The following is a 13210-nucleotide window of genomic DNA, read 5'->3' as shown; positions in this document are numbered from 1 at the left end:
GACGCGCGGGGCGCAGCCCCCCGCGCGCGACCGGCGGCGCTTAGCCCGCCGCTTCGACTTCCTCGTCCACATGGGCCACGCGCACGCCCGCTTTGGCCGAGGTCACGACGCCGAGCGATTTCAGCTTGCGGTGCAGGGCGCTGCGCTCCATCCCCACAAAATTCGCGGTGCGGCTGATGTTGCCGCCGAAACGGTTGATCTGGGTCAGCAGATATTCCCGCTCGAATGCCTCGCGCGCTTCGCGCAGCGGCAGCGTCGCCAAGGCGCCTGAGAGCACCACGCGCCCCTCATCGCCGCCGTTCTCTTCCTCGCCCGGCAGTTCCCGCGCTTCGATCGGGCCGGTCCCATCTCCGAGGATCAGCACCCGTTCGACAAGGTTCTTGAGCTGGCGCACATTGCCCGGCCAGACCATCGTTTGCATCAGCGCCACGGCGTCTTCAGTCAGCGCGCGCTGCGGCAGCCCTTGAGAGGCGTTGAATTCGGCGATGAAATGTTCGGCCAGCAGCGGGATATCCTCGCGACGCTCTTCAAGCGAGGGCACGGCGATCGGCACGACGTTCAGACGATGATAGAGTTCCTGCCGGAAGGTTTCGGCCTTGATCGCCTGATCCAGATCGCGGTTCGTCGAAGAGATCACCCGCAGATCGACCCGGACCTTATCCGTCCCGCCAACGCGGGTGAATTGTTGATCGACCAAGACCCGCAGGATCTTGGACTGGGTGCCAAGCGGCATGTCGGCGACCTCATCGAAATAGATCACCCCGCCATGGGCCTGCTCGAGCAACCCCGGCTCGACCCCGCGATCAGGCGTCTCGCGGCCAAAGAGCACCTCTTCCATCCGGTCGGGCGCCACCCCGGCGCAGTTGACGGTGACGAAGGGCGCCGAGGCGCGGGCGGAATGGGCATGGATATAGCGCGCGGCCACCTCCTTGCCCGATCCGGCGGGGCCGGTCAGCATCACGCGGCCATTGGATTTGGTCACCTTGTCAAGCTGGCCCAGCAGCGCCCGATAGGGCGCCGAGGTGCCGATCATCTCGGAGGTCGCCACATCGCGGCGCTTGAGGTTCTGGTTTTCCCGGCGCAGGCGCGAGGTTTCCATCGCGCGGCGGATCACCACCAGCAACTGGTCGATGTTGAACGGCTTTTCGATGAAGTCGTAAGCGCCCTGTTTGATCGCCGCCACGGCAATCTCGATATTGCCGTGGCCCGAAATGATCACCACCGGCACATCCGGGTTGTCGCGCTTGACCGTTTTGAGAATGTCGATCCCGTCCATGCGGCTGTCTTTCAGCCAGATATCAAGGATGATCAGGGCCGGTGCCTCGGTATTGATCTCGGCCATCGTCTCATCCGAATTGCTGGCCAATCGCGTGGCGAAACCCTCATCCTCAAGGATATCCGAGATCAACTCACGGATGTCGCGTTCGTCGTCTACAATCAGAATGTCACTCATCTGCCTTATCCCCTTGGTCTGTCGTTGCGTCGATGGCCAATGGCAGCGAAATGACTGCCATGGCACCGTGATGGTCTTGCCCGTCGAATGCAGGCGCGGTTTCGAGCGTCAGGCTGCCGCCGTGTTCCTCGATAATCTTTTTGACGATCGGCAGGCCCAGCCCCGTGCCTTCGCTGCGCGTGGTCACATAGGGCTCGAAGAGCCGCGCGCGGTCTTCGGGCAGGCCAATGCCATTGTCGGCGATGGTCAGCCGCAAAAGCCGATTCTCGGGCGTCAGCGTCACGCGGATCTGCGGCACATGCCCTGCGGGCGGGCCTTCATTCTTCAGGCTTTCAATGGCTTCGCCTGCGTTCTTGATCAGATTGGTCAGCGCCTGCGAAATCATGGTGCCGTCAATATTGGCCATGACCGGCTCTGCGGGCAGGTCGAGCTTGATCGCCACCTCTTCCTGCCGGCTTTGCTGAAGCAACACCGCGTCGCGCAGCAACTGGCGGATGTCCTGACGGCTGGTTTCCGGCTCGGGCATCCGCGCGAATTTCGAGAATTCGTCGACGATGCGCCGCAGGTCGCCCGTCTGGCGGATAATCACACCGGTCATCTGCTCCAGCGCGTCGTCATCGCCCTCGGCCATCTTGGGGCCAAACTTGCGGCGGATGCGTTCGGCGCTTAGCTGGATGGGCGTCAGCGGGTTCTTGATCTCATGCGCGATGCGCCGTGCGACATCACCCCATGCGGCCATGCGCTGCGCCGAGACCAGATCGGTCACATCGTCAAAGGCCACCACATAGCCCTCTAGATCGCCGTCCTTGGACCGGCGGGTCGCCATACGGACCAGCAGGTTCTCCATCGCCCCTTGGCGCGAGACCTTGACCTCGGCCTGCGCGACCTCGTCCGAGGCAGCCTTGACCGTCTCGAACAGCGGGCCAAACTCCGGCACGGCAAGGGTCAGCGGCAGGCTTTGCTGATCTTCCGACCAATCCAGCAGCCGCATGGCAGAGCGGTTGACGAAGGTCACGCGCCCCTCGGGGTCAAGCCCCACCACGCCCGAAGTCACCGAGCTTAGCACGGAATCAAACAGGCGGCGGCGGCGCTCGATCTGATCAGTATTCTCCAACAGCGTCTCGCGCTGGCCCTTCAACTGCCGGGTCATTTGGTTGAAGTAACGGCCCAGCATGGCGATCTCGTCATCGCCCTCTTCCTCGCGGACCTGCACGTTCAAATCGCCTGCGCCCACCTGCTGCGCGGCCCCCGTGAGCCGCCCGACCGGCCCGGAAAGACGCTCGGCGAACCATAGGCCCAGCCAGACGGCGGCCAGAATTAGGATCACCGCAAAGCCCAGATAGACAAGGGCGAATTCGAACAGCAGCCGCCCGCGTTCGGATTCAAGCTGTTGGTAGAGGCGCACCGTCTCTTTGGTTTCGTCCAGCAGCGCCAGAATCTCGCCATCCACCGCGCGGGAGACATAGAGGAAACGATCAACATAGGCGTCCATCGGCACCAGTGCGCGAAATTCGTTGTTGGGCCAGTCCTCGATGACCAAAAGCCCCTCGTCGCTGGCAGCTTCAAGCTGCGCCTCGGTGGGGGCCTCGAAATCAAAGAGATAGGACCGATCCCCCCGCGCCCGGATCTGCGCGGTGCTGTCGATCAGAAAGGCCTCGCGCAGCCCCCGTTGGATTTGCCGCTGGCCCTCGCCCAAAAGCTCGCTGTCGCTCAGGTTGATGCCCTGCGCGCGGGCGTTGTCGATGCTGCGGGCAAGGGTCTGCGCGTCCAAGATCAGCGCTTCGCGCTGCTCGGCCTCATAGGCCTCTGCCGCCGCGAGGGATGAGCCGACCACGCCGCTCACCCGGTCAGAGAACCAGCCTTCGAGCCCGACATTCACCGTCAGCCCTGCAAAAATCGCCACCGTGACCGTGGGGATCAGCGCCATCAGCGCAAAGACCCCCGTCAACCGCAGGTGCAACCGCGAGCCTGCCGATTTGGCGCGCCGCGCCGAGATCAGCCGCCCGACCTGGATAAGCACCAGCGCCGCCACCAGCAGCACATAAACCAGATCGGTCAAAAGAATGAGCCGCAGGTTGAGCGTATCCGCCCCCTGCCCTAACGGCCCGAGTGCCAAATAGGTGGCCAGCGCCAAGACCGGCCCCAGCACCACCAGCCCGAAGGTGGACCAATTGCGCAGCCGTTTGACCCGCCTGAGACGCCCCAACCGCTCGAGCTTGAACCTGCGTGACCGGGTTGCCACCCGCATACCTCACCGATGTTGTGATGCATCGCTGCATCAACCGCCATATTATGTGGTCCTGAACAGGGGAGTTCCCCGATGGCCACGGTTATGTGGCTCTTTTACATCATCTTGCGGCCCCGTGTCACCTCAATATCGAGGTCGGTGATCTTCTTACGCAAAGTATTTCGGTTAATTCCCAGCAAAGCGGCACATTTAGCTTGGTTCCCTGCCGTCGCGGCAAGGGCAATTTCGATCATCGGCAGCTCAACCTCACGCAGAATCCGCGCGTAGAGGCCCGGCGGCGGCAGCATGGAGCCGTGCAGATCGAAATAGCGTTGCAAATGCCGCTCGACCGAGGCGCCCAGGCGTTCGGTGTCGGCCTCGGTCTGCATCGGTGCCGGACCGCTTTGCGCGCCCAGCAGTTGCTCGGCCTCGCTCGCCGTGATCTCGGCCGCTTGGCTGGCGAGCGCGAGTTGTCGCATCGCATGTTCCAACTGGCGCACATTGCCGGGCCACGGGAATTTCAGCAGGATCTGCGCGGCCTTGTCCGACAGTTTGCGCGGCGAGGCTGGGCCGGGATTGGCGCGGGCCAGAAAATGGTCGGCCAAAAGCGGGATGTCTTCGACCCGATCCCGCAGCGCAGGCACTTCGAGGGTTGCCCCCGACAGACGGTAATAGAGATCGCGGCGCAGCTTGCCCTCTTGCATCGCGGCGTCCAGATCGCTTTGGCTGGTGGCCATGAAGCGCGGCGCGTCATCGCCCGGCGCATCCATCATCCGCACCAAACGGGCTTGGATTTCTTGGGGGAAATCCGCGATTTCGTCGATCATCAGGGTGCCGCCGCCGACCCGCGCCAACACCCGCGAGGGGCCTTCGATATCGGCAAGATCGGCATCCGTCACCGTCACGAACGGCAGGCTACGCCGGTCCGAAAAGTCGTGTATCGCCCGCGCGATCAATGACTTGCCCGAACCGCTCTCGCCCCAGATCAGCACCGGCAGGTCGGTGTTCATCACCCGCGCCACGGTGCGGTAGAGCGCTTGCATCACCGGGGTGCGGCCAATCATCGGCAGATCGTCACGCTCTGCGTCGATCTCAGCGCTGTCATCGGCGGCGGCCTTACGGCTAAGCGTCGTGCGCTGTTCCAAGGCGCGGGCGGTGCGTTTCATCAGGTCCGGCAGGTCGAAGGGTTTGGGCAGATAGTCAAAGGCTTCGGCCTCTGCCGCCTTGATTGCCGTCATGATGGTGTTCTGCGCCGAGATCACGATCACCGGCAGGCCGGGTCGGTCCTGCGCGATTTTCGGGAGCATTTCCAACCCGTTTCCGTCAGGCATGACCACGTCCGAGATCACCGCGTCGCCCTTGCCCTCGCTGACCCATCGCATCAGGGTGGTCAGGCTTGACGTGGCGTGTACCTTGCAGCCCGCGCGGGTCAGCGCTTGGGTCAGAACGGTGCGGATCGTGCGGTCGTCATCGGCGACGAGGATGGTGCCATCCATGTCAATTCTCCTTGAGGGCAGCGGCGCCTGCGCGCGGCAGCGAAATGCGGAATGCGGTTCGACCGGGGGCGGAACTGACGGAAATCCAGCCACCATGGTCTGAGATGATCTTGCTCACCAAGGCGAGGCCCAGCCCGGTGCCATTCTCGCGGCCCGAGACGAAGGGATCGAAAACATCGGCGCGGATATGGTCCGGCAGGCCGGGGCCATCGTCGATCACTTCGATCTGGAGGGGCAGCGGCTGGCCATCCCCATCGGCGCGGCGCAGCTGAAAGCCGTGTTCATAGAAACTGCGCAGCCGGATGGTGCCCCCCGCCTCGCCCGCCGCCTCAGCCGCGTTGCGAATGAGGTTGAGCAAGACCTGCAAAAGCTGGTCCTTGTCGCCAAGCGCGGGCGGCAGTGAGGGGTCGTAATCCTCGGTGATTTTCATGTGCGAGCCGAAGCCCAGCAGAGCCGACCGGCGGGCGCGATCCAACACGTCATGCAGGTTCACCGGCCTGCGCTCGGGCGCGGTCAGATTGCCGAATTGTTCGACCTGCTCCAGCAGTTTCACGATGCGCCGGCTTTCGGCGACGATCAGGTCGGTCAATTCCAAATCAGCCTTGGAAAGGTTCATCGACAAAAGCTGCGCCGCGCCGGTGATCCCGGCCAGCGGGTTCTTGATCTCATGGGCCAGCATCTCGGCCATGCCGATGGCGGATTTGGCGGCGGATTTCACGCTGTGATCTTGGGTGATGCGCCCGGCCAGTTCGCGCGGGGTGATCATCAAGACCATCTCGCCTGCGCCGCCCACCAGCGGAGCGATTTGCAGCCCGCATTGCAAAGGCGCGCGCTGCATCGCGCCCACATCCACGTCATTGACGAAAAGCGGCGTGCCTTGCAGCCGTGCACGGGCGAATGCAGCCTCAAGCGGGTGATCCACCGCGATCAACTGCCAGATCGACTGGCCGATGGTGGCGCGGGCGGAGGCATTGAGGAAGCCTTCGGCTGAGGGGTTCAGATCGACGACCCGGTCATCGGCACCGACGATGAAGGCAGGCACCGGCAGAGAGGTCCAAACCTGCCGCTCCGGGGTCTCGCCTCTCATGCTGCGGCCCGGGGTTGGGCGGTGGCGGCGTCATAGTGCATGGCCTCCGCGATGAGATTGAAGGTGGTTTTCACCTCCCGCGCCGTGAGCAGCGCGCGGCGCAGATTGGCAGGGGTGGCGCAGTGATCCATATACCAGCCCAGATGTTTCCGCGCGACCTTGGCCCCCAGGTCTGTGCCGTAGAAACGCAGCATCTCGTCGTAATGTTCGGCCACCATCTCGGCCATCGCCTGCCCTCGCGGGATCACCGGCATGGGCCGTCTGTGCAGATCATGAGCGATCTGCGCCAGCAGCCAGGGCTTTCCTTGCGCACCGCGCCCCACCATCACGCCATCCGCCCCCGACAGCCGCAGCGCCGTGCGCGCGGCGTCACTGCCGATAATGTCGCCATTGGCGATGACGGGGACATTCACGGCCTCTTTCACCGCCCGGATCGCGGCCCAATCGGCGCGGCCCTTGTAGAACTGACAGCGCGTGCGCCCGTGGATGGTGATCATCTGCACGCCCACGTCCTCGGCCCGTTTGGCGATTGGAGCGGCGTTGAGCATATTGTCGTCCCAGCCCAACCGGGTCTTCAGCGTCACCGGCACCTTGACCGCGCCGACCACCGCTTCGATCAGCCGCAGCGCGTGGTCCGGCGTTTTCATCAATGCCGAGCCGGAGGCGCCTTGGGTCACCTTCTTGGCCGGGCAGCCCATGTTGATGTCGATGATCCGCGCGCCCATTGCCTCGACCATGCGGGCGGCTTCGGCCATCGGTTCGGCCTCACGCCCCGCAAGCTGAACCGAGGTGCCGATGACATCGAGCCCCAGTTCCGCCTTCTCTCGCGTGCCGGGGCGGCGGCTGAGCAATTCTTGGCTGGCGACCATCTCGGACACGACCAATCCGGCCCCGAATCGCGCCACGAGGCTGCGATAGGGCAGATCGGTGATCCCGGCCATCGGGGCGAGGAATACCGGCGGGTCGAATGTCAGGGGGTCGGCGGTCACATGCTTAATCCTTGTGCGGTCCCTTGCTGTGTAGCTCTGCCACGGGGTGACCTCAATAAAACTACCCGGAAAAGCAGCTATGCGCCAAGCCGCTGCCCATTTTTTAGGCAGCCACCCCAGATTGCACCCCGCCGCCGCATTGCCTAGACAGGGTCATGTTCGCCAGCTTTTCCGGATTGCCCAAATGAGTATCGCAGCTCTGATCGTTGCCGCAGGACGCGGCAGCCGCGCCGGCGGTCCGCAGCCGAAACAGTGGCAGGCACTGGCAGGGGCACGGGTGATCGACCACACGCTCGCCGCCTTTCGCGCCCTGCCCCAGATCACCGAGATCGTGCTGGTGCTGAACGCGGACGACATGGATCAGGCAGCGGCATTTTCGGCGGATGGCATCACCGTCACCACCGGCGGGGCGGAGCGCGCGGCTTCGGTCCAACGCGGGCTTGCGGCGATCCGGCAGGCGACGAAGGTGCTGATCCATGATGCGGCACGGCCCTGCGTTTCGGCGCAGATCATCTCGGGCGTGATCGACGCGCTCGACTACCATCAAGCCGCCGCGCCGGGGCTGCCGGTGAGTGACGCGCTTTGGCAGGGGCACGAGGGCCGCGTCACCGGCACCCAAGACCGCAGCGCCCTTTTCGCCGCGCAGACACCGCAGGGCTTTGACCTTACCGCGATCCGCGCGGCCCATGCCGCCTATGACGGCCAAGCGGCGGATGATGTCGAAGTCGCCCGCGCCGCTGGTCTGACCGTTGCCATCACGCAAGGCAGCGCCGATAACCTGAAAATCACCCGGCCCGAGGATTTCGCCCGCGCCGCCCGCATATTGGAGACCCGCATGGACATTCGCACCGGCAATGGATTTGACGTGCACGCTTTCGGCCCCGGAGATCACGTGACCCTTTGCGGCATCGACATCCCACATAGCAACGGGCTGGTCGGCCATTCCGACGCCGACGTGGCGCTGCACACGGTGACCGATGCCATCTACGGCGCGCTGGCACGCGGCGACATCGGCCAGCATTTCCCGCCGAGCGATCCACAGTGGAAAGGCGCGCGCAGCGATATCTTCCTGCGTCATGCCGTAGAACTGGCGCGCGACATGGGCTTCACCCTCACCCATGTCGACTGCACGCTCATTTGTGAGACCCCGAAGATCGGCCCTCATGTGCAGCCGATGCGCGCCGCGATGGCCGAGATGCTGGGGATTGAGATCGACCGCGTCTCCGTCAAAGCCACTACGAGCGAGCGCCTCGGCTTTACCGGGCGGGGCGAAGGCATCGCTTGTATGGCCACGGCAACATTGGTGAAATCATGACCCCAGCACATCTGATCGCGACACTTCTGGGCGTTGGCCACATCCGCCCCGCGCCGGGCACTTGGGGGTCGCTCATCGCCCTGCCCTATGCTTGGCTCTTGCATGTGTTGGGGGGCTTTCCGCTGCTTGTGATCGGGATCGTCATAGCGATCCCCTTGGGCTGGTGGGCCACCGGGCGCTACACCGCAGGCGGGCCGGATCATGACCCCGGAGAGGTGGTGGTCGATGAATTGGTCGGCCAGTGGATCGCGCTGTTGCCGCTGTCCTATGCCGCTTGGTCGATGCAAATCCCGATCCTTGCTATGTGGCCCGGTTGGATCGCCGCCTTCGCGCTGTTCCGGCTGTTCGACATCACCAAACCGCTGATCATCGGTTGGGCCGACCGTTTGGGCGGGCCTTGGGGCGTGATGCTCGACGATATCTTTGCCGGGGTTTTCGCGGCGCTCGGCGTCATGGCGCTGGCCGCACTTTATCACGGGGTCCTGTAAATGAGCCTTGCCGCGCAACTCTTGGAAAAGGCCCGCGAAACCGGCGCGATGGTCGCCTGTGCGGAAAGCTGTACCGGGGGCATGCTCGCCGCCGCGCTGACCGATCTGCCGGGCTCCTCGGCGCTGCTGGACCGGGGTTTCGTCACCTATACCAATGCGGCGAAGATGGCGATGCTGGGCGTGTCGGAAGAGACGCTCGCGGACTGGGGTGCGGTCTCGGAACAGGTCGCAAAAGAAATGGCGGCGGGCGCTCTGGCGCGGTCCGAGGCGCGGATCGCCGTCTCCATCACCGGCATCGCAGGCCCCGGCGGATCAGAGCACAAGCCCGAGGGCCGCGTCTGTTTCGGACTTGCCACGGCAGCCGGGGTTCGGACCGAAACGGTGGAATTTGGCGCCAAGGGCCGTGATGCCGTGCGTTTGGCCGCCCGCGACCACGCGCTCGGCCTCTTGCTGCAAGGCTATGCGGCGCTTTAACCCTTGGGGCCGTAAAGCTCTTTCGCTCGGTTCTCAAAAGCGCGCACGATACGCTGCATCGCCTCATTGAAAACCACGCCGATGACCTTTTGCAGGATGGCGTTGCGGAATTCGAAATCGACAAAGAAATGCACCTGACAGCCTTCGAGATTATCCTCGAAATGCCAGTTTGATTTCATGTACTTGAAAGGGCCGTCCAGATATTCCGTGTCGATCTTCTTGGCCTCGGGCCAAAGCACGACGCGGCTTGTGAACCGCTCTCGAAAGACTTTGAACGAGATCACCAGATCGGCGTCCATCACCCGATGGTCGCCGCGGTCCTCGTCGCTGCGAATGCGCGCGGCGGCGGTCCAAGGCAGGAATTCAGGGTAGCGGCCCACATCGGCGACAAGATCATACATCTGTTGCGCGCTATAGGGCAGTTGGCGGGTCTCTGAGTGCGTAGGCATTGCGTTCCGTAGCGTTGCGGGTTAACCCCCTATTTCACGTCTCAACCCCGCAGATTCAAGGGCAAAACCATGGCACACGGGCCTTATGTCATCGACGAAATGATTTCGGCCAAGGCCATCGCGGCGCGGATCGAAGATCTCTGCCGTGAGATTCACGGTGAATTTGACGGCACCGACAAATTGGTCGTGGTCGGCCTGCTGCGCGGCTCTTTCGTCTTTATCGCCGATCTGGTGCGCGAGCTGGACCTGCCCATCGAAGTCGATTTCCTCGAAGCCTCCAGCTATGGCGACGGCATGGAAAGCAGCCGAGAGGTGCGCATTCTTAAAGACTTGCGCGGTGCCATCGAAGGGCGCGACGTGCTGGTTGTCGAAGACATCGTCGACACCGGCCACACGCTGCACCATGTCACCAACCTGCTGCGCTCGCGTGAGCCTGCGCGGTTGAAATCCATCGCCCTGCTCGACAAACCCACCCGGCGTGAGGTCGACCTCAAGGCGGATTGGACCGGCTTTGAAATCCCCGATGAATTCGTCGTGGGCTATGGCATCGATTTTGCCCAACGCAACCGCAACCTGCCCTTCATCGGGAAGGTCCGCTTTACGTGATGGACCCGCGGTGGCTGCTGCGCATGTCCCAATGGGCGCGCCATCCACCTTCGGGCAAACGGGTGATCTTGGTCTTTGCGATCATCGCTGCGGCCTTGGCCGTGGGGCTTGTCGAATGGCTGGGCTATTGGCCCGACTGGGCCACGGCCGAACGTCTCCCCCGCCGGTTCTGACCCTGCCCGCAGCCTTATCCCGCTGATCACATTTTTGTTTTTTGCGACCTGCCTCTGCCATGTTACGCTACGGCAAGAAAAGGGAGATGACCATGCATTTGACCAAAAGCATTACCGCCATTGGTATCAGCGCCGCCTTGATTGCCACCGCAGGCTTCGCCGCCAGCCATAGTGAGAAAGCCGCCAGTGCCGCCGTGAACGCGCGCCACGCGCAGATGCAGCTGATTGCCTATCATACCGGCATTCTGGGCGGCATGGCCAAGGGCGAGACGGAGTATAACGCCGAGATGGCCACCGCTGCCGCGACCAACCTGAACGCCGCCGCCGGTTTCGCGCCGGGCACCCTCTGGCTTGAAGGGACCGAGCAAGGCGCCGTCGAAGGTTCCCGTGCCAAGGCCGAAATCTGGAGCGATTCCGAAGGGTTCAACGACGCCATGATGGCGTTGGAAACCGCCAGCGCGGATATGATCGACGCCGCGGGCACCGATCTTGACGCGCTCAAAGCGGGGATGGGCGCAATCGGCAAGGCTTGCGGCGCTTGCCATGACGATTACCGCGGCCCCAAGAACTGATCCTTGCGACGGATCCTTCCTGTACTGCTGGGCTGTGCCGCCCTCGGCGCGGCCCTCGGCTGGGCGCTTACCCGGCCCGATACGCTTGAGCCGTCCTATGGGGCCGGTCTGACACCGGACCCCGAGGCGGGCGCGCTGGTCTTCGCCGCCGGCGGCTGCGTGTCCTGCCACGCTGCGCCCGAAGGTGAAGAGGATGAGAAGCTGGTGCTGGCCGGGGGGCTGCCCTTCGCCAGTGATTTCGGCACCTTCCACGCGCCCAATATTTCCCCCGAACCAGATCATGGCATCGGTGACTGGACCCTGCCGGAGTTCGCCCGCGCCGTGACGCGCGGCGTATCGCCCGAGGGGCAGCATTATTACCCCGCCTTCCCCTACACCGCCTACCAACACCTCGCCCCGCAGGATGTGCTGGACCTCTTCGCCTATATGCAGACCTTGCCTGCCTCGGATACGCCGAGCCTGCCGCATGAGGTGAGATTCCCCTTCAACATCCGTCGCGGGCTTGGCGCATGGAAGGCGCTGTTTTCACATGATGATTTCGTGATGAGCGACGCGCCCGATGCTGAGGTCGAACGCGGGCGCTATCTGGTCGAAGGGCTTGCCCATTGCGGCGAATGTCATACGCCGCGCAATGCCTTGGGCGCGCTCGATCGGGGCGCTTGGCTGACCGGCGCGCCGAACCCTTCGGGCAAGGGGCGCATTCCCGGCATCACACCGGATCAGCTTGATTGGTCCAAGGCCGATCTCGTGGCCTATTTCACCTCCGGCTTCACGCCGGAATACGACAGCGCGGGCGGAGAGATGGCCGAAGTGGTCAGCAACCTCGCGCAGCTCCCCGAGAGTGACCGCGAAGCGATTGCGGCCTACCTCAAAGCCCTGCCCGGCGGTTAACGCCGGGCGCGTCTTTTCGATCAGGCGATACCCAGCTTGCGGTTCCGCGCCTCGCGCAGACGCGCAAAATCGTCGCCCGCGTGGTAGCTCGACCGCGTCAGCGGCGTGGCCGAGACCATGAGGAAGCCCTTGCCGTAGGCCGCCTTTTCATAAGAGGTGAACTCTTCGGGGGTGACGAACCGATCCAGCGCATGGTGCTTGGGCGTCGGCTGTAGGTACTGGCCGATGGTCAGGAAATCAATGTCGGCGGCGCGCATGTCTTCCATGACCTGAATGACCGCTTGGCGGTCTTCGCCCAAGCCCACCATGATGCCCGATTTGGTGAACATCGACGGGTCCAACTCCTTGACCCGCTGAAGCAGGCGGAGCGAATGAAAGTAGCGCGCGCCGGGGCGCACTTCCGGGTAGAGGCCCGGCACGGTTTCAAGGTTGTGGTTGAACACATCCGGCCGCGCTTCGACAACCTTTTCAAGAGCTTCGGGGCCGCAGCGGATGAAATCCGGCGTCAGGATTTCGATCGTCGTGTCGGGGCTGCGGTGACGCACGGCGCGGATCGTCTGGGCGAAATGCTCTGCCCCGCCGTCTTCGATATCGTCGCGATCAACGCTTGTGATGACCACATGGTTCAGCCCCAATTTGGCAACCGCATCGGCCACGCGGCCCGGCTCGAACACGTCGAGCGCTTCGGGCGGCTTGCCCGTGGCGATGTTGCAGAAGGTACAGGCGCGGGTACAAACCTCGCCCATGATCATCATCGTGGCGTGGCCCTGAGACCAGCATTCACCGACATTGGGGCAGCCCGCCTCTTCGCAGACCGTGGTCAGCTTGTTGTCGCGCATGATCCGCGCGGTTTCGGCATAGCCCTTGCCGCCGGGCGCTTTGACCCTGATCCAGCTCGGTTTTTTCGGCTGGGCGTTGTCGGGCTTGCGCGCCTTTTCGGGGTGGCGCTGTTCGGGTATCTTCAGATCGCGCATCGGGGGCCTCTGATCA

The 13210-nt window shown here is 63.7% G+C and carries 14 protein-coding genes; 7 read left to right on the top strand and 7 right to left on the bottom strand.

Features of this window, described 5'->3' with window-relative positions; translation table 11 throughout:
• Nucleotides 1-40: 40 nt before the first annotated feature.
• The 5 genes from ACGYLC_RS09605 to dusB all read right to left on the bottom strand — a co-directional run bounded on the left by ACGYLC_RS09605 (nucleotide 41) and on the right by dusB (nucleotide 7252).
• Entirely contained in the window at nucleotides 41-1453 is a 1413-nt protein-coding gene (locus tag ACGYLC_RS09605; RefSeq protein WP_394422787.1) for a sigma-54-dependent transcriptional regulator, read from the bottom strand.
• On the bottom strand, nucleotides 1446-3701 hold the full coding sequence (locus ACGYLC_RS09600; RefSeq protein ID WP_394422786.1) for an ATP-binding protein: 2256 nt from the start codon (nucleotides 3699-3701) through the stop codon (nucleotides 1446-1448). Before ACGYLC_RS09600 ends, ACGYLC_RS09605 begins: the two co-directional genes overlap by 8 nt.
• Before the next feature lie 95 nt (nucleotides 3702-3796).
• Nucleotides 3797-5176, bottom strand: coding sequence for a response regulator (locus ACGYLC_RS09595; RefSeq protein ID WP_394402047.1), 1380 nt, complete (start codon nucleotides 5174-5176; stop codon nucleotides 3797-3799).
• Nucleotide 5177: 1 nt separating this feature from the next.
• The gene (locus ACGYLC_RS09590) at nucleotides 5178-6263 is read right to left on the bottom strand and encodes a nitrogen regulation protein NR(II) (protein WP_394422785.1); all 1086 of its coding nucleotides are present in this window, start codon (nucleotides 6261-6263) and stop codon (nucleotides 5178-5180) included.
• On the bottom strand, nucleotides 6260-7252 hold the full coding sequence (gene dusB / locus ACGYLC_RS09585) for a tRNA dihydrouridine synthase DusB (protein WP_394422784.1): 993 nt from the start codon (nucleotides 7250-7252) through the stop codon (nucleotides 6260-6262). The genes ACGYLC_RS09590 and dusB overlap by 4 nt, the downstream gene beginning before the upstream one ends.
• Before the next feature lie 184 nt (nucleotides 7253-7436).
• On the opposite strand from dusB, the gene ACGYLC_RS09580 reads away from it, so the two are divergent.
• The 3 genes from ACGYLC_RS09580 to ACGYLC_RS09570 are packed head-to-tail and all read left to right on the top strand — an operon-like array spanning nucleotide 7437 to nucleotide 9529.
• On the top strand, nucleotides 7437-8567 hold the full coding sequence (locus ACGYLC_RS09580; RefSeq protein WP_394422783.1) for a bifunctional 2-C-methyl-D-erythritol 4-phosphate cytidylyltransferase/2-C-methyl-D-erythritol 2,4-cyclodiphosphate synthase: 1131 nt from the start codon (nucleotides 7437-7439) through the stop codon (nucleotides 8565-8567).
• A complete protein-coding gene (locus ACGYLC_RS09575; protein ID WP_394402057.1) occupies nucleotides 8564-9055 on the top strand; it encodes a phosphatidylglycerophosphatase A in 492 nt (163 codons plus the stop codon). The genes ACGYLC_RS09580 and ACGYLC_RS09575 overlap by 4 nt, the downstream gene beginning before the upstream one ends.
• Nucleotides 9056-9529, top strand: a complete 474-nt coding sequence (locus ACGYLC_RS09570) for a CinA family protein (protein WP_394422782.1) — start codon at nucleotides 9056-9058, stop codon at nucleotides 9527-9529.
• On the opposite strand, the gene ACGYLC_RS09565 is transcribed toward ACGYLC_RS09570, so the two are convergent.
• The gene (locus ACGYLC_RS09565; RefSeq protein ID WP_168613460.1) at nucleotides 9526-9978 is read right to left on the bottom strand and encodes a type II toxin-antitoxin system RatA family toxin; all 453 of its coding nucleotides are present in this window, start codon (nucleotides 9976-9978) and stop codon (nucleotides 9526-9528) included. The two genes, ACGYLC_RS09570 and ACGYLC_RS09565, sit on opposite strands and share 4 nt — an antisense overlap.
• 69 nt (nucleotides 9979-10047) lie before the next feature.
• Here ACGYLC_RS09565 and hpt point away from each other — a divergent pair, with 69 nt between their 5' ends.
• The 4 genes from hpt (at nucleotide 10048) to ACGYLC_RS09545 (ending at nucleotide 12220) form a co-directional block, all read left to right on the top strand.
• Nucleotides 10048-10584, top strand: a complete 537-nt coding sequence (gene hpt, locus ACGYLC_RS09560; RefSeq protein WP_394402061.1) for a hypoxanthine phosphoribosyltransferase — start codon at nucleotides 10048-10050, stop codon at nucleotides 10582-10584.
• On the top strand, nucleotides 10581-10757 hold the full coding sequence (locus ACGYLC_RS09555; RefSeq protein ID WP_394402187.1) for a hypothetical protein: 177 nt from the start codon (nucleotides 10581-10583) through the stop codon (nucleotides 10755-10757). The genes hpt and ACGYLC_RS09555 overlap by 4 nt, the downstream gene beginning before the upstream one ends.
• Nucleotides 10758-10849: 92 nt before the next feature.
• Nucleotides 10850-11329 (top strand): c-type cytochrome, encoded by a 480-nt coding sequence (locus ACGYLC_RS09550; RefSeq protein ID WP_394402063.1) that lies wholly within the window; start codon nucleotides 10850-10852, stop codon nucleotides 11327-11329.
• A gap of 3 nt (nucleotides 11330-11332) precedes the next feature.
• The gene (locus tag ACGYLC_RS09545; protein ID WP_394422781.1) at nucleotides 11333-12220 is read left to right on the top strand and encodes a c-type cytochrome; all 888 of its coding nucleotides are present in this window, start codon (nucleotides 11333-11335) and stop codon (nucleotides 12218-12220) included.
• A gap of 20 nt (nucleotides 12221-12240) precedes the next feature.
• Here ACGYLC_RS09545 and lipA read toward each other — a convergent pair whose 3' ends face one another.
• Complete coding sequence (lipA, locus tag ACGYLC_RS09540; protein WP_271687409.1) at nucleotides 12241-13194, bottom strand: lipoyl synthase; 954 nt, start codon at nucleotides 13192-13194, stop codon at nucleotides 12241-12243.
• Nucleotides 13195-13210: the final 16 nt, after the last annotated feature.

Origin of the sequence: Sulfitobacter sp. 1A12157 (assembly GCF_043557345.1) — a bacterium.
Classification (GTDB): domain Bacteria; phylum Pseudomonadota; class Alphaproteobacteria; order Rhodobacterales; family Rhodobacteraceae; genus Sulfitobacter.
This window is presented reverse-complemented; position numbering and strand designations above follow the sequence as displayed.